This window comes from Methylovulum psychrotolerans (assembly GCF_002923755.1).
Classification (GTDB): Bacteria; Pseudomonadota; Gammaproteobacteria; order Methylococcales; family Methylomonadaceae; genus Methylovulum; species Methylovulum psychrotolerans.
On record NZ_PGFZ01000024.1, the window covers coordinates 12,401 to 27,066 of the forward strand.

Consider the following 14,666-nt stretch of genomic DNA (forward strand, 5'->3'; position numbering starts at 1 on the left):
GCCATGCAGCCGCAGATCCTCAAGGCCGATGAGGCGGACGAGTATTATTTTGCCGAAGGCTGTTTTATCTTAGAGCTGTCCAATAGCCCCGCCGATGCCGAGGTGTCGGTCGCCAGGGCGCGGGTCAAGCCGGGTGTCACTACCCAATTGCACCGCCTGCACGGCGTAACCGAACGCTATGTGCTGCTGGCGGGGCAAGGCGTGGTCGCTATCGAAGGGCTGCCGCCGCAAACCGTCACCGAGGGTGATGTCGTCATCATCCCGCCGCGCTGTCCGCAACAAATCACCAATATCGGAGATGTTGACCTAGTGTTTTTGGCCATTTGTTCGCCGCGCTTCCGGCTGGAGGTTTATGAGGGGCTGGGGACGTTATAGTGCTTTGTCGTTTGGGATGGCAGGCAAGATGCCCGCGCTCCGAGGTGCTTGGCGGATTTTATTAAGCCGCTCGTCAAGCGGGCGGTAATCTTACCATTCGTTTATATAAGTTTTGGCCAAAACAGTCTATATGACAAGTTCACCCAGTGCGGCTTTAGCCGTTTATAAGTCGCTAAATTCGTCGTAAACCGGCATTTCAAAATATTCCGCGCTACTGCCCAGCCAAGCCACCAAGTGCCGTAACGTGTCTTCGCGGACGCGTTTTTTTAGGCCGCATTCCCAAACGATGGCCGCCCGCCAGCCCAGCACTTTCAGTTGGTAGAGGACTTTTTGGTCGCGGGCGGTGTTACGCGCAAATTTTTGCGCCCAAAATTCCGCTCGGGTCGCCGGGATATGCCCGCCTTTACAGCCCTCATGCTGATGCCAAAAACAGCCGTTGATAAACACCACGGCATGGTATTTGCGCAACACCAGATCCGGCGAGCCGGGTAGGGTTTTGCTGTGCAGGCGGAAGCGGAAACCTTGCCGATGTAAGGCCGAACGCACCCACTGTTCAGGCCGGGTGTTTTTGCTGCGGATCGCCGCCATGGTGCGGGAACGGGCTTCGGGGCTGATGCGGTCGGTCATGGAAGGCGGTACTAGGTTCAGTGCTTGGCTAATAGCTGCCGTTGGTCGCAGTGTGTAAATTCGGCAAAGGTGTCGGTAAAGGCGGCCCGCGCCTGCTCGTCGCGCTCCGCCAATAGTTGCAGGAGTGCCGTCAGCGCCAGCTGGGTCGGTGCCGGAAAGGGTTCGGCCTGAAATTGTCGGATATAATCGGCCTGTACTTGGCAGTCTTGGATGGTGCCGAGTATGGCTTGCAGGTTTTTTAACTTTTTTAACAGATCCTTAAATAAAGGGGTAGGGTAGAGGGTTTGGAAGAATTCCATGAGGTAGCGGAGTTTCTTGCAGGTTTTCCGTAAGGTGTGGAAGTTGTCGGCGGGCGAGTCCCGGCGGATAGTTTTACCTTCGCGTAAGGCGCGGTGGTAGAGCTTGCCGATACGTTGGTCGGCGACCTGTTTGATGGGGCGGTGAGCATCGGGATGGGTGGCCTGTAAAGCTTGCGGGGTGGGTTGTTGCAGGAATTGCGCCCAGTCGGTTAAGGTGTGGGTATAGGCAGTTGAGGCTAAGGTCGTCGCCAGTTCTTGTTGCCAGTGCGCTTGCTGGGTCAGCAAAAACGTCCGCAACGGCTCCAGGTCGGCACGGATGGCCAAGGGCAGGGCATTTTTATAGCCGTCAAAATCGAGCAAGTACACGTCCATATCCCGCACCGGGCTGGTCGCCCGCCCCAGTTCGGCAAAAAAGCCCGCATAATGGCGGCTAATCCGCTTGGGCAATACCCTGTTGAGTTGGCTTATACCCGCGCGGGTTTTGCGCACGGCAACCCGGAAATCATGTAAAAATTCGCTGTCGGTGCGGTGAATAATGCCCTGCTCATTGGCGCTGATGATGCCGTGCAGTTGGCGGTAGATGTCTTTGCAGGCGGTGTCGGCCCGCATGGCGGGGTTTAAGGCTAAGTCTAGCTTGCCGGTATAACTGCCCGGTTGGCAGGTTAAGCGTTCGGGCAAGAGTCCGGCGTGGTAAGGCAGCAAGTGCAGTTGGTTGGTGAGTAGGCCGACGAACTGCCGGGCGGCTTTCTCATAACCTTTTAAGGGCGCGACCCACAAGCGGCTAAGGCCGTCCTGATATTCTTCTAATACTAGCCGCACCAGCACTTTGTCCTCCGTATCGATGACGGTGGTCTGATGGCATTGGCAGGCTATTTGGCCAATATTGAGTAAGGCACGCATGGACAGGATAGGTTCTAGCAAAGGGCGCAGGCTGGCGGGGCAGTGTTCGGTAAACAGCGGCGCGGTGTTGTCGGGCGGCGTTAAGTCGGCGCGTGCAAGGGTTTGTCCGTCCATGTATTGGCTTAAGGTCAGCCACGCGGCGGTTTTGGTTTGCGTTAACTCGCAGCAGATACCCTTTTGGTATAAGCGCCAATCGAAGCTATCGTAATAACGGGTTTGCCCGCGTTGGGAACTGACCCGCGTCAGTTTGGCAAAACGGCTTAAGTCGGCAAACAAGGCGGTGGCTGGGCTAGGACAGGCAAATGACTGGGGTAGTGGGGTCAAGATAGTATCCTATATAAGGTGGGGGCTGGGCGGATAAGGCTATGACTTGAACTGGGGCAGTTTGTTCAGTGTTTAGGTTGTGGCCTACGTTATAATAGCCCTATCCGAGGCTGGCTGCAAAATGCTGGTAAATCTAAATGGCTCTATATCTGCTAATAGTCAAGTAAGGTATATTGTGCCTTATACCATTGCCACAGCAATTTAAAACAACAGGGTAAGGAGAAGTTCTCTTTGTCCCAGTGATTCCATTCAGCCCTAATTGATAAAGTGCATTTCAGATAATGTCCGATAAAGATAAAGTACCCCAAGCCATCTCGGAAGTCATTAAAACTATGATGGATCGGGTTATGCAAAAAGTCCTCGCTGAAGATCCCTTTGTGAAAGAAAAGCATCACGCCAATAAGCCTTTATATGCTGCTCTTGTGCCGGATGAGATTTTTAAAGGTTCGCATTTTGAACGGCGTTTTGTCACGCCGTTTGGGGGTGTTTGGGAAAAACTTGCACAAGTAACCGCCCAAGAGGCGCATGGCAAATGCACTACAGGCTATAGCATTACGGGGACTGTCGGTGATGAACGATTACGGCGGATTCAGGAAGTGCTGAACAAATTGGAGTACCGCTCAAAAGGCCAAGATAAAACCGTACCTAATTGGCAAGAGGAATTGGCCTATATTCTTGCCGGACAAGGCAACCCCATCCCTGTGACGGTTGTCTGCGACCTTTATATCCATAATGTCAATACGGGCAATTGTTATGCTTTTGAGCTAAAAGGCCCTTTGCCAAATAGTGACCAGACCAAGGTGAGCAAGGAAAAAATGTTCAAATTGTTAAGTATGGCATCCCAACCTGTGGCAGGTGCTTATTATGCGTTGCCTTATAATCCTTATGGTGCTAATAAGCAGGATTATACTTGGGGCTTTCCTATGCGTTGGTTCAATATGTGTACCGACCCCTGTGTGCTGATTGGTGATGAATTTTGGGATTTTATCGGCGGTAGCGGTACTTACGCCCTTTTTATCGACGAAGTTAACCAGTTAGGTAAGCACTATCGGGAAAGGATTTACCGTGAATTTTTAGGCATAGAACCACCCTCGACTGCGGAAGACTTTTTACTCAAATAAGCTGTTTATTGTAATGATCCTAACGAAAAAACCTTTTACTTTTATAGATTTATTTGCCGGTATCGGTGGCTTCCGGTTGGCGTTAAGCCAGTTGGGCGGGCGTTGTGTCGGTTTTAGCGAAATACATGCCGATGCCATTCACACTTATTGCGGCAATTTTAACGAAGCCGCCACGTTTAATCTGGGCGACATTACGCAAATTAAGCGTTTACCCGCCCATGATATTTTAACGGCGGGCGTACCTTGCCAGAGTTGGTCTATTGCGGGCAAAAATTTAGGCTTTGATGATGACCGGGGGCAGTTATGGAATGATACGCTGTATCTGCTGAACCAAGCCCGCCCTAAGGCGTTTATTTTTGAAAACGTTAAAGGCTTGGCTGACCCGCGTAACCATGACGCTTTAGCGTATATATTGCAGCGCATTAACCAAGCGGGGTATTTTGCCCGTCATTTCGTTTTAAATTCAGCAGATTACGGTGTGCCGCAAGATCGGGTGCGGGTGTATATCATCGGCTTTTTAGACGCGGCGCAGTTGGCGGCTTTCCGCTTGCCGCCCCCGCAAAAAAGTACGTTAACATTGTTGGATGTCCTGCAAGATTGCCACGCGGTACGCTCTGCCAGTAGCCGTGTCGGGGAAACGGCGGATATTTTTGGTGATGCTCCGGCGGATAAAAAACGCGACCGGAAGACCAACGGCATGAATGATTTTTTCTTGTTCAACGATATCCGTAATGGCCCGACGACTATCCACTCGTGGGATTTACAGGCGACCACCGATAGGCAGCAACAGATTTGTTACTTGCTGTTAAAGAACCGCCGCAAACGGACGTATGGCAGATTGGACGGCAACCCTTTGTCGCTGGCGCATTTTCAGCAACTCGACAGCACGATTCAAGAAGAAGAATTGGCGGCATTGGTGGCTTTGGGTATTTTCAAAACCGTTGACTATACCTATACGGTTTTGCCCCATGAGCGGGTGTTGGATGAATCCGAGCAACAGGTGTTACAGCAAGCAGTAACTGGGGCAATCAGTTTGGATGTCTTAAAAGATTGCCGGGATTTAAAAAAAGCGCGTATTCCCTTTGAAAAAATCCTTACGGGTCTGGTCGCCAAGCAGGTGCTGGTCTGTTCCGAAATCAGGTATGAATTCAGGTACACCAAAATCAGTACGGGCATTGCAGGGGTTAACCGGATTTTCTTGCCTAAATCGGAGGCTTTCCCTACCTTGGTGGCGAGTGACAGCAATGATTTTGTGGCGTTAAAAGATGTCGAAGCCGATAACGACCACGCGTATAAGCAAGCGTTTTTGGCGCAGATTTTCCATAAGCAGTTATACAGGAAAATATCCAAGGAAGAAGCGTGCCTGATCCAAGGCTTCCCTAAGCATTTCGAGTTACCGGCATCACGGAGCCGGTGGATGAAGTTAATCGGCAACAGCGTGTCTGTTCCGGTGGTGCAGATGCTGGGGCAGGCTATTTTAGCCACGGGCTGTCTGGATGGGGGGCGGGATGCTTGTCCGCCTGTGGAGGCGGCGGCATGGGCTTAAGCGAAAATATGGCGGGTTAATGGTTTGGATGGGCAATAAAATAGCGGGTAAGTAAGCCTGTTAGGGTGGTGGGGTACTTAGCGGGTAGGGTTTAATAACTTTGCTTCCCTAAGCACTGGAAATTTAAGCGGATTGCCCACTTACAAAATTAACCCTGCAAACTATAATGAATAAGGTAAGTCTGCTATACTATATAAGAAAATTAAAATAATCTAATAGATGGCCAGCCCCCCCTGTTTTTACCGAGGAACCTTATTTATGATTAAGATCAACTATCCGGCCCTTATCTCCCTGATGTGGTTGCTCATCAGCGGGTTAGCCCACAGTGCCACAATCCAGCAATACAAAGTGTTTGCCGCTAATGATTTAGGGATGCACTGTGTTGATGACGATTTTTCGACCTTTACCATTTTGCCGCCGTTTAATGTTGTGCAAGCGCAGGTGATCGGTATCGACGCGCTAGGCCACCCTTCGGTGTTGACCGCCGCCGATGGTGTGGAGCTGACATATGCCGCCACCGCCGATGCGCACGGCTCCATTAACAGCTCGTGGTTGGATAAATACGGTGTGCCGAAAACCAATTTTTGGACATATCAGCAGGCCTACGGTTTAAACCTGCCGGAAGGCAAGGGTATTTTTGGCCTGACGCTGCCTAAAGATGCCAAAACCCGCGCCGACAGAACGTTTTCTTGGAATACTAGCCAAAGCGTTTTTAAAGCGGTGGGGGTGCCAATTTTGCCGATTGACGATCAGGGCAATAAGAATTTTTATCCTATGCTGCAACTCCAGGTCAGCAACGCCAAAACCCATGCCGCTTTTGTGGGGGCTACCACCAAGGTGGTGTTGCCCGTTTCCGATGAGACGACCTGTAAAAATTGCCATGCCACCAACGCCAGTGCCGCTATGCCGGGCAAATATCCTACGGTAACATGGTCGTTTGACCCTAACCCCAGCGTCCAGTATCGGGAAAACGTCCTCAAGCTGCACGATTTCAAGTTTGCGACCGCGTTAGAAGTCGCCAAGCCAGTATTATGCGCGGCTTGCCATTATTCCCCCGCCCTCGACCTGACCGGATCAGGGCAAAGTGCCGAACAAAAACGGCACCGCACGATGTCGGCGGTTATGCACGATAATCATGCCGCTAAAATGGTGTTAAATGGTGTGGCGTTACCTGATAAGCCAGTGCTGGTAGGCGGCAAAATCCCTGCGTCCAGCAAGGAAAGCTGTTACCAATGCCATCCGGGTAGTGACACCCGATGTTTGCGCGGGGCGATGACCCAGAATGTCACTTGCCAAAATTGCCACGGCAATATGCAGGCCACTGGCGGGCATTATCCGCTGAAACCCGGCGGTTCTTTAGATGGTACTAACGATGGCGGCAGCCGCCGTCCGTGGGTGGATTTACCGCGTTGCCAATCTTGCCATACTGGCGATGCCGTCAACCACTTGCCTGTTAACGCCAGCACTTCGGCGGATGGGTTGCGCCAGTATTTTGCTTTCGATTTGGCCGATCCGGCGGCTTCACCCCGGCTCGCCAGTAATAAACGCTTTGCCGAACAAACAGATACCTTGTACCGTTTCAGTAAAGGCCACGGTAATGTCTTATGTGAAAATTGCCACAATAGCACCCATGCGATTTGGCCGGGCGATGCCAAACATCCTAACGACAATATCCCTGCCGTGCTGGCGCAAGGCCATACAGGGACGTTAGCGGAGTGCACCACCTGCCATACCAACGGCAGCTTGGGTTTGACCTTAAACGGCCCGCACGGTATGCACAATGTGAATGATAAGAAATGGGTTAATGGCGGTCATGGCGATTTTTATGAAAAGAACGCTAAAGCTTGTCAAGCCTGCCACGGTTTGGATTTAAAAGGCTCGCCCTTAGGCAAAGTGGCTGCTAACCGGGTATTCGTCACCGAGTTCGGCACTAAAAATTATACCGCCGGGGATAAGGTGACGTGTTTTGATTGCCATAAGGGGGTTAATTTTTAAGTGGGCTTTAATCGCTGTTGCTGAACCGGTCTGTTTTTGGCCGGGTTCTGTATCGCCTCAAATCGGTAAAGTTTTACCGATTTGAGGTTTAATAGGGGATTAAATGAACTATGTCGCGCCGCCATGGTGACTATGATGACAGGGCAATGGCTGCCAATAGCACTTCCTTGCTATCAGATTTCGATAAGCGTTAAGCGACTTTCTCAGTTTCCTATTGAAAATCCCAGCCGTTTCTGTTGCAATCAAGATTCATGAGGATACCTAAGGTTTCTGGAAGCCAATGACATCAATCCCTACTGACCCCCCCGCACAGGATTCTGGTTTTGCTTTGCTGAAAGGGCTGGGTAAAGCCGAAGCGTATAACCACCCCACTGAGTCTATCCGTTTGATTGAAACGCATATTTCTTGGGTCTTACTGACCGGGCAATACGCCTACAAAATCAAAAAACCGGTGAATTTCGGCTTCTTGGATTTTTCGGCCTTAGCGCAGCGTGAGTTTTTTTGCCATGAGGAATTACGCCTCAACCAACGCTTGGCGGCAAGCTGGTATCTTGATGTAGTGCCGATAACCGGTTCGCCCGCTGCGCCTAAAATGGCCGGTACAGGTGCCGCTATAGAATATGCCGTCAAGATGCGGCAATTCCCTTGTGCGCAAACTTTGCGGGAGTCCGCCGAGTGTGGGCAATTGAGTACGGATGAAATTGACCAGATCGCCAGTCTGGTTGCCGATTTTCACCACACGGTGGCCCGCACTGACGACCAGTCGCCTTATGGTAGCAGTCAGGATATACGCTATTGGTTTACCGAGAATTTTATCGGCATCCGGCCTTTTTTAAAAAGCTCTGGCCAAGTGCAACAATTGGCGGCTCTCCAGGTTTGGGGGGATGCAGAATGGCACAGCAAAGCCGCGCTGATGCAGCAACGCCAACAGCAGGGCTGGGTGCGCGAATGCCATGGTGATTTACATTTGGGCAATATGACGCTGGTCGATGGTAAGGTCATCCCGTTTGACTGTATTGAGTTTAACCCGCTACTGAGTTGGATTGATGTCATGAGCGAGGTGGCTTTTTTGATGAACGATTTGCTGCGTTTTGGCTATGAAGTGTATGCCTACCGTTTCCTTAACCGCTATTTGCAAGCGACTGGCGATTATCCGGGGTTGGCTTTGTTACGCTATTATTGGGTGTACCGTGCCTTGGTGCGGGCGAAAATCGCGTTGTTGCGGGCGAGTCAAAATCCAGAAGCTGATGGGCAACTGTGTGCTGAGTATGGCCTGTTTGCCGATTTGGCCGAACGCTTTACCCAACCCGGCAAGGCGGGGCTGATTATCATGCACGGTTTTTCGGGTTCAGGAAAATCGACGTTAGCCAGCCAAGTGGCGGAAAACATCGGCGCGTTACAGATCCGTTCGGATATAGAACGCAAACGCTTGTTGGGTTATACGGCGCAAGCCGATACGGGTAGCGACTTGGGTACTGGCATTTATAGCCAAGAAGCCAGCCGGCAAACGTATCGGCACTTGGCGGTGTTGGCCAAAGGGGTGCTTGAGGCGGGGTTTTCCGTCATTGTCGATGCGGCGTTTCTTAACAGCGAGCAGCGGGAGGGCTTTTTGCAACTGGCCGAAGACTGCCAAACGCCTTTTATTATCATTGCCGTGCAAGCGGCCGATGAGACTTTGTGCCAACGTATCAGGCAACGGCAGGGCGATGCTTCGGAAGCGACAGTGGCGGTGTTGCGCCAACAGCAGCAAGCGGCTGAACCGCTGGGGGAAGCCGAGCAACGCCATACCATAGCGGTTGACACGGAGCGGGGCGATGCGCTGGAAAGGGTGCTGACCCAGTTAGGTAAGATATGCCCTTAGGCCATCGGCAAAGATTGAAGGCCTTTGCGTAGGAATGGGTAGGCAATAATTTAGGCAAACGTTAAAAGTACGGGTTTTGGAGCGCGGGCAAGATGCCCGCGCTCCAAAAATGCTTATGCCGAGGTTATTTTATGGAGATTTTTTAAGCAAAAATCTCTTCAAGGAAATTGCCCATTGCCTGCCATGAACGGCGGGCGGCATCGGCTTGGTAGACCGTGCCGAAGGCGGGGTTGTTGGCTTGCGGGTTGGTGAAGGCGTGTAGGGTATGACCGTAGGTGTGCAGTTGCCAATCGGCGCCGGCGGCGGTCATTTCCTGTTCAAAGGCCAAGGCTTGGGCGGGCGGCCCCATCGGGTCGTCGTGGCCGTGCAAGGCCAGCACTTTGGCGGTAATGGTTTGTCCGGCCAAATTATTGGGCGCACCGAGCAGGCCGTGGAAGCTGACCACGCCTTTCAGGGCCGCGCCGCTACGCGCCAAATCCAATACGCACAAGCCGCCGAAGCAAAAGCCAATGGCGGCGATGTTGCTGTCGTCTACCCACGGCAGCAAGCGGACGCTGGCTAAGGCGGCTTTGATGCGCCGTTGCAGCAAGGCGCGGTCTTCTATGAACGGTTGCATCAGGTGGCCGTTTTCTTCGGGCGAACTGCCCACTTTACCCGCGCCGTACATGTCCAGGGCAAAGCCCAGATAGCCTTGTTGCGCCAATTGTTTGGCTTTGTCGTCGGCGAAGCTGTCGCGGCCTGCCCAAGTGGGGGCGATTAAGACGGCGGGGCGGCGGCCTTGCAGGGTATCGTCAAAGGCAAAGAAACCTTCTAAGACGGTATCGCCGTCCAGATAGTTGATGGTATTGGTGATAATAGCCATGTAGCGTTCCTACTCGATCATCAAGTTTTTCATAAAACCCGCCCTAAATAGGGCGGGGCATTGGTTAAAAAATAAAAGCTTGTAGGGTAAGACGGCTCCCTCCCCTGATGGAGAGGGCTGGGGTGGGGAGAATAAAATCAATAGCTTATGCTTCTGTCTCAGAGATTTTAAGCAGACTGTTTTTAGTCCGTTTAATAAAAAAAGCCTGATTTAGATTCTCCCCACCTCAACCCTCCCCATCAGGGGAGGGAGACGAGCTTCGTTGCAACTTGTTGTTTTAAATAGTTTTACAATATCTGATAGCTAAGCTATTTATCTGAATGTTAAAAACTTGAACATCGAGTTCCTAAAGTTGCTGGGGTTTACAAATGCCCGTCGGCTTTTAAGGTTTTTAAGAAGCCTTCGGAAGCTTCTTCCACTAAGTCCAGTACCCGCTCAAAACCGTAGCTGCCGCCGTAATACGGGTCGGGGACTTCGCGGAAGGGCAGGTGCGGCGCGTAATCTAAAAACAGGCGGACTTTCGCCTTGTGTTCGTCCGGGCAGGCGGCGGCGAGTAGGGTATGGTTTTCCATGTCCATCGCCAAGATATGGTCAAAATCGCTGAAATCGTCGACAGTGAATTTTCTGGCGCGTAGTTTCGCCAATTCCACGCCCCGGTTCCGCGCGGCTTTTTGGGAGCGTAAGTCAGGGGCGGCCCCGATATGGTAAGCATGGGTGCCTGCCGAATCGACGGTAAAGCGTTCGCCCAGATAACGGTCTTCAATCAGTTTGTTAAATACCCCCTCGGCGGTTGGCGAGCGGCAGATGTTGCCCATACAGACAAACAGCACTTTGATTTTTTTCATGGTCGTATCCGTAAACAGAATGTTGATAGCGGTATTTTAAGGCTTAGCGGCAAAAATTGGCAGGGTTGATTGAGGTCAGCCGTTAAAAACCACTTTTTGCCGGACGCTATTTACCGCATTGCCCCTTAAGGTCATCACGGACAGGCAGTTTAAAGACCACTTGTACCCGCGCGTCGCTATGGCAGGGCAGGACATAGCCGATGGCGCCACGCGTGCCGGAGACAAAGCGCAGCATAGCCTCTTCGGAGGCGACCACATAGGGCGGGGTCAGGCCGTGGAAATATTGCTCGTTCCAGTAGGGTTCCAAGGCTTCGGCACGGCGGTGGAACAAGGCTTCGGAAAAGGCTTGGCGAACCGGGTGTTCGGGATTTAGGTTGAGCGGTATCCAACTGCTGCCGTCTTCGTTCAGCAAGGTTTTGCGCAAAAAAATATTCTCCAGCGTCTTGTGGCTTAAGGTTTTAAACGGCGTGTCCAGACCCGTGACCAACCATATCTCATCGGCATGGGCGGGTATGAGGGCTAATGCCGTCAGGCAGAATAGGGCGGTGCGCGTAAACATCATCAGAAGAACATGGAAATGGAAGTGAAAAAGCCGCTGGGGGCGACGCTTTCATTTTGGCTACCGAAACGGTACTCGGCCTTAAACACTAACGGCACATAAGGCCGCCACGCCAGACCTGTAACCCCGATATGGGTATCGGTGCGGATAAATTGGTGCGTACCGTTTAGGTATTCGTAACGGCCTATCGCAAAGACTTGCTTGGCGAGGGGGGCGATGCCTTGTAGGTACAGGCCATGCTCTTGGCCTTGGCTATCGTTGGCATGGCGGTAGATGGCTTCGGTGGTGACTTCGTAGCCGTCTTTCTTCCAGACAAAATCCATGCCCACCATGTTATTGCGCTCGGCTTTGGGGTGGAGTTCGTTAGTGAAGTTAATAAAGGAGAAGCCGACTTGCCACGGCTCGGACAGCTCTAAATTGACCCGCCCGCCAAACGCGTCGTCAAACCCGGTCGTGCTGTTGTCGAAAATGTCAAATTGGCTGGAATGGTCGGCATAGACTGAAATGTCCAGATTGCGTTCGCTGAATTGAATGCGTTGGGTGAGCATGAAGCCGTTAAGGTGGTGGCTAAACAGTTGCTCGTCAGTCACTAGCGGGCGGGTGGTCGTCCAAATTAGCGGCGCGGCGTGGATGACATTCCAGCGGCCTAGAGGGGTTAAGAATTTGCCGACCCGCACGGTCAGGGTGTCGGTGGCCAACAGGTCGGCATACAGGCGCTCGGCGCGGATCGCATTGGCAAAGCTGTTGGGGTATTGGGTGGACAGCCAGTCATCGGCTTCCACTTCGGCAAAAAACCGTAACCGTTGCAGCGGCGACCAGGAAATTAACAGGCTGATTTCGTCTAACTTGAGATAGTTAGGCTGGTTTTCGGGGTGCATATAGGAAACGTTGGCATAACCGCCCAAGTTAAAGTCCAGCGCGGGCACACTGATGCCCCGCCCCCATTTATAAGAGGGCGGTAATGGGGGCGCTGCCCAACTGCCGCTTAGGCTGTGCCCGAGCAATAGCAAGACAATCAGAGTGGGGCGTAGCGGCTTGGGCATAGACGGGTACGATAGGGGGTTATGGGTAGAGTATATAATAAACCTATTATAATGCTATGTCGGTTGGTGGGGGATTTGGGTTTTGTTTGGGGTGGGAGCATTTGGCTACAACCTGCGCTTCCCTGGCCAATACATCGACGGCGAGAGCGGGCTGTTCTATAATTACCAGCGCACTTATGACCCTAAGGCGGGCAGATACACCCAAAGCGACCCGATTGGCTTGGGTGGGGGGATGAACTCGTGAGCCTGCCATTAAAGCCTATAGTTTTTTGAAAAAAAATAGGTAGGTGAAAAAATTCAGAATCATCTAAATAGATTAATCAATCGTTGAGTGGAAGGAAATGCGCCTAATAAATCATAAAAGATTAAAGTTTAAAGGGTTGTTGATAATTCTCTTCGTAAATGTATTAAGTATCGCTGATGCGAAAACAATCAAGCAATGTTTTCCTTATAGTAACTTTCCTGGCCGATCAATTCAAAATATCTGGGTTCAACAAGCGCAATTGAAAGAAAGAAATATTCACGATAAGTTATCAAAAAGCTTATCGGGAACCCTTTTTTCTGCACTTAGAGAAAATAATATTTCTGTTCCTCTTCAGGAGTTAACAAATGGGGATGGAATTGCGTTTGCGTTTCGAGAACGATTTTCAGGTTGGCCGGGATTGAGTGATACATCTGCGATCCAGTATCTCACTATTCATATTCCTGACGGCCCATTTAAAAACCGTGAATTTGATCTATCAAAACATGATAAGGCTTTGGTTGTACTCACAGAAGGTTCGTCTTCATTCAGAAATTTTTGCTTTGGTTATGCAAAGAAAGGAACTCTTAAATTAATGGTTTCAAATGGGGATAACAGCGTATTGTTAAATAAAATGTCGCGCCCTATATTTGATACGATTGGTGAAGACACAATCTTAATGGACATCGACATAGAGGTAACAACGAAAATGACTAATGAAGCATGGCCAAGCCCAGAAGTCTGCGGAACCTGTGTTTTACAAGGACATTTTATATTTTTGAAATCTTCACTAACCGAGTTTAATCGACAATAAATTACTGATAGATAGGATCTGGGTGGAGTATGCTGTGCGTACCTTCCACTTGGCTATGGCGGACTGGGCAAGGTGCTTGTTTTGATGCAAATGGAAATATGACAGGTTTTTTAGGATCCTAGGATAATTACATTATGAATGACAAGGTAAGGATATTATTGTCCAGTGATTCTGATTATGAAAAGCTGGTCGCTGAAATTTATTACGAAGATAAATTTATTGGTTTACTTAACCAAGATGATGGGTTGGATTGTATGAAAATTGAGTTTCCTGACCAAAATGTACAAGAAAACTTGGTGCTAAGGAAGGTTGATTTAGCAATTTTTGAAAAAGCATTAAAAGAAGCCAAGCGAAAAATTAGTACGGTTAGCGTAGCGTAATCGTACGCATGGGAAGTCCGGCACCCTATGCGTACCTTCTACTTGGCCATGACAGACTGGGCAACCGCCTGAATCCAGTAGGTGCTAAAACCTACTGCCATGACACTCCGGCAAACTTGCCGACAACAGCCCCAAGCCTTCATCTACGGTGTCAAAAGCCGCCTGTCCGGCATCAGCAAAAGTGCCGCCTACCGCTATGGTAGCAACGCCCTAAGCCTGCACGTCAAAAACCAGCCTTACCCTGAACACGGGCGGGTCTATGGGTACGGCCAAACCAACCACCTGATCGGTGAATACGACAACAACGGTGCCCGCCAAGCCGAACACATCTGGCTCGGCGACCTGCCCGTCGCCATGCTCGCGGGCGGTAGTGCCATCTACCCCGTGCTCAGCGACCACCTCGGCACCCCCCGCCAGATTATCCCCGGCAAAACAGGTACGCTGGCAATGGGACAACCTTGAACCCTTCGGCGCCAACGCCCCCAACACCAACCCCGCCGGAGTCGGCGGCTTCGGCTACAACCTGAGCTTCCCCGGCCAATACATCGACAACGAGAGCGGGCTGTTCTACAACTACCACCGCACTTATGACCCTAAGGCGGGCAGGTACACCCAAAGCGACCCGATCGGCTTGGGCGGGGGGATGAACACTTATGGGTATGTGGGGGGGAATCCGCTTAACAGGATTGATCCAAGGGGTAATAATGAGGAGATATTTGGAATTCTCCTCATTGCCGCAATTGCTTACGATCGCTGCGAGACAGGAGTCGAGTAGTCCCCAGAAGCGATAGTGCCTGAGTTTTCACGAAGCGAAGCGGAAGTGAAAATGCAGGCTATACGAAATCGCGTCGAGTCATTGGAGAGCATGTGAGCC

16 protein-coding genes are annotated in these 14,666 nt (G+C 51.1%); 10 read left to right on the forward strand and 6 right to left on the reverse strand.

All coding sequences use genetic code 11. The features are described from left to right. Nucleotides 1-3: 3 nt before the first annotated feature. Nucleotides 4-375 carry a cupin domain-containing protein gene (locus tag AADEFJLK_RS22325; RefSeq protein ID WP_103975853.1) on the forward strand — a complete coding sequence of 124 codons (372 nt, stop codon included), beginning with the start codon at nucleotides 4-6 and terminating at the stop codon, nucleotides 373-375. 162 nt (nucleotides 376-537) lie between these two features. Here the strand turns inward: AADEFJLK_RS22325 and AADEFJLK_RS22330 are convergent, their stop codons facing one another. Together AADEFJLK_RS22330 and AADEFJLK_RS22335 are read right to left on the reverse strand one after the other, a co-directional pair. Next, nucleotides 538-1,002, reverse strand: coding sequence for a very short patch repair endonuclease (locus AADEFJLK_RS22330; RefSeq protein ID WP_103975854.1), 465 nt, complete (start codon nucleotides 1,000-1,002; stop codon nucleotides 538-540). 17 nt (nucleotides 1,003-1,019) lie between these two features. Beyond that, the gene (locus AADEFJLK_RS22335) at nucleotides 1,020-2,525 is read right to left on the reverse strand and encodes a CHAD domain-containing protein (protein WP_103975855.1); all 1,506 of its coding nucleotides are present in this window, start codon (nucleotides 2,523-2,525) and stop codon (nucleotides 1,020-1,022) included. A 281-nt stretch (nucleotides 2,526-2,806) separates the two neighbouring features. On the opposite strand from AADEFJLK_RS22335, the gene AADEFJLK_RS22340 reads away from it, so the two are divergent. The 4 genes from AADEFJLK_RS22340 to AADEFJLK_RS22355 all read left to right on the forward strand — a co-directional run bounded on the left by AADEFJLK_RS22340 (nucleotide 2,807) and on the right by AADEFJLK_RS22355 (nucleotide 9,048). Then, nucleotides 2,807-3,646: a TdeIII family type II restriction endonuclease gene (locus AADEFJLK_RS22340; protein WP_103975856.1), complete on the forward strand. Its 840-nt coding sequence runs from the start codon at nucleotides 2,807-2,809 to the stop codon at nucleotides 3,644-3,646. 13 nt (nucleotides 3,647-3,659) lie between these two features. Continuing rightward, a complete protein-coding gene (locus AADEFJLK_RS22345) occupies nucleotides 3,660-5,192 on the forward strand; it encodes a DNA cytosine methyltransferase (RefSeq protein ID WP_103975857.1) in 1,533 nt (510 codons plus the stop codon). A 258-nt stretch (nucleotides 5,193-5,450) separates the two neighbouring features. Beyond that, on the forward strand, nucleotides 5,451-7,187 hold the full coding sequence (locus tag AADEFJLK_RS22350) for a cell surface receptor IPT/TIG domain-containing protein (RefSeq protein ID WP_103975858.1): 1,737 nt from the start codon (nucleotides 5,451-5,453) through the stop codon (nucleotides 7,185-7,187). A gap of 280 nt (nucleotides 7,188-7,467) precedes the next feature. After that, a complete protein-coding gene (locus AADEFJLK_RS22355) occupies nucleotides 7,468-9,048 on the forward strand; it encodes a bifunctional aminoglycoside phosphotransferase/ATP-binding protein (protein WP_103975859.1) in 1,581 nt (526 codons plus the stop codon). A gap of 142 nt (nucleotides 9,049-9,190) precedes the next feature. Here the strand turns inward: AADEFJLK_RS22355 and AADEFJLK_RS22360 are convergent, their stop codons facing one another. The 4 genes from AADEFJLK_RS22360 to AADEFJLK_RS22375 all read right to left on the reverse strand — a co-directional run bounded on the left by AADEFJLK_RS22360 (nucleotide 9,191) and on the right by AADEFJLK_RS22375 (nucleotide 12,357). After that, nucleotides 9,191-9,910, reverse strand: a complete 720-nt coding sequence (locus tag AADEFJLK_RS22360; protein WP_103975860.1) for a dienelactone hydrolase family protein — start codon at nucleotides 9,908-9,910, stop codon at nucleotides 9,191-9,193. A gap of 362 nt (nucleotides 9,911-10,272) precedes the next feature. Then, nucleotides 10,273-10,755, reverse strand: coding sequence for a low molecular weight protein-tyrosine-phosphatase (locus tag AADEFJLK_RS22365; protein WP_088618210.1), 483 nt, complete (start codon nucleotides 10,753-10,755; stop codon nucleotides 10,273-10,275). 106 nt (nucleotides 10,756-10,861) lie between these two features. After that, nucleotides 10,862-11,317: a hypothetical protein gene (locus AADEFJLK_RS22370; protein WP_232463760.1), complete on the reverse strand. Its 456-nt coding sequence runs from the start codon at nucleotides 11,315-11,317 to the stop codon at nucleotides 10,862-10,864. After that, nucleotides 11,317-12,357, reverse strand: a complete 1,041-nt coding sequence (locus tag AADEFJLK_RS22375; protein ID WP_103975861.1) for a hypothetical protein — start codon at nucleotides 12,355-12,357, stop codon at nucleotides 11,317-11,319. The genes AADEFJLK_RS22370 and AADEFJLK_RS22375 overlap by 1 nt, the downstream gene beginning before the upstream one ends. Nucleotides 12,358-12,448: 91 nt before the next feature. On the opposite strand from AADEFJLK_RS22375, the gene AADEFJLK_RS22380 reads away from it, so the two are divergent. The 5 genes from AADEFJLK_RS22380 (at nucleotide 12,449) to AADEFJLK_RS26160 (ending at nucleotide 14,567) form a co-directional block, all read left to right on the forward strand. Further along, nucleotides 12,449-12,601 carry an RHS repeat-associated core domain-containing protein gene (locus AADEFJLK_RS22380; protein WP_232463761.1) on the forward strand — a complete coding sequence of 51 codons (153 nt, stop codon included), beginning with the start codon at nucleotides 12,449-12,451 and terminating at the stop codon, nucleotides 12,599-12,601. A gap of 97 nt (nucleotides 12,602-12,698) precedes the next feature. Continuing rightward, nucleotides 12,699-13,412 carry a hypothetical protein gene (locus tag AADEFJLK_RS22385; RefSeq protein ID WP_103975862.1) on the forward strand — a complete coding sequence of 238 codons (714 nt, stop codon included), beginning with the start codon at nucleotides 12,699-12,701 and terminating at the stop codon, nucleotides 13,410-13,412. A gap of 134 nt (nucleotides 13,413-13,546) precedes the next feature. Beyond that, nucleotides 13,547-13,792, forward strand: coding sequence for a hypothetical protein (locus AADEFJLK_RS22390; protein ID WP_088618214.1), 246 nt, complete (start codon nucleotides 13,547-13,549; stop codon nucleotides 13,790-13,792). Nucleotides 13,793-13,891: 99 nt separating this feature from the next. Continuing rightward, on the forward strand, nucleotides 13,892-14,254 hold the full coding sequence (locus tag AADEFJLK_RS25315; RefSeq protein ID WP_211299314.1) for a hypothetical protein: 363 nt from the start codon (nucleotides 13,892-13,894) through the stop codon (nucleotides 14,252-14,254). Next, nucleotides 14,163-14,567 carry an RHS repeat-associated core domain-containing protein gene (locus AADEFJLK_RS26160; RefSeq protein ID WP_211299315.1) on the forward strand — a complete coding sequence of 135 codons (405 nt, stop codon included), beginning with the start codon at nucleotides 14,163-14,165 and terminating at the stop codon, nucleotides 14,565-14,567. Before AADEFJLK_RS25315 ends, AADEFJLK_RS26160 begins: the two co-directional genes overlap by 92 nt. Nucleotides 14,568-14,666 lie beyond the last annotated feature (99 nt).

Excerpts from the sequence above, each read along its gene's own strand:
- AADEFJLK_RS22390 (WP_088618214.1), top strand. The coding sequence starts at position 13,547 with ATGAATGACAAGGTAAGGATATTATTGTCCAGTGATTCTGATTATGAA.
- AADEFJLK_RS22340 (WP_103975856.1), top strand. The coding sequence starts at position 2,807 with ATGTCCGATAAAGATAAAGTACCCCAAGCCATCTCGGAAGTCATTAAA.
- AADEFJLK_RS22370 (WP_232463760.1), bottom strand. The coding sequence starts at position 11,317 with ATGATGTTTACGCGCACCGCCCTATTCTGCCTGACGGCATTAGCCCTC.
- AADEFJLK_RS25315 (WP_211299314.1), top strand. The coding sequence starts at position 13,892 with ATGACACTCCGGCAAACTTGCCGACAACAGCCCCAAGCCTTCATCTAC.
- AADEFJLK_RS22325 (WP_103975853.1), top strand. The coding sequence starts at position 4 with ATGCAGCCGCAGATCCTCAAGGCCGATGAGGCGGACGAGTATTATTTT.
- AADEFJLK_RS22355 (WP_103975859.1), top strand. The coding sequence starts at position 7,468 with ATGACATCAATCCCTACTGACCCCCCCGCACAGGATTCTGGTTTTGCT.
- AADEFJLK_RS22360 (WP_103975860.1), bottom strand. The coding sequence starts at position 9,910 with ATGGCTATTATCACCAATACCATCAACTATCTGGACGGCGATACCGTC.
- AADEFJLK_RS22345 (WP_103975857.1), top strand. The coding sequence starts at position 3,660 with ATGATCCTAACGAAAAAACCTTTTACTTTTATAGATTTATTTGCCGGT.
- AADEFJLK_RS22385 (WP_103975862.1), top strand. The coding sequence starts at position 12,699 with ATGCGCCTAATAAATCATAAAAGATTAAAGTTTAAAGGGTTGTTGATA.
- AADEFJLK_RS22375 (WP_103975861.1), bottom strand. The coding sequence starts at position 12,357 with ATGCCCAAGCCGCTACGCCCCACTCTGATTGTCTTGCTATTGCTCGGG.
- AADEFJLK_RS22330 (WP_103975854.1), bottom strand. The coding sequence starts at position 1,002 with ATGACCGACCGCATCAGCCCCGAAGCCCGTTCCCGCACCATGGCGGCG.
- AADEFJLK_RS22365 (WP_088618210.1), bottom strand. The coding sequence starts at position 10,755 with ATGAAAAAAATCAAAGTGCTGTTTGTCTGTATGGGCAACATCTGCCGC.
- AADEFJLK_RS22350 (WP_103975858.1), top strand. The coding sequence starts at position 5,451 with ATGATTAAGATCAACTATCCGGCCCTTATCTCCCTGATGTGGTTGCTC.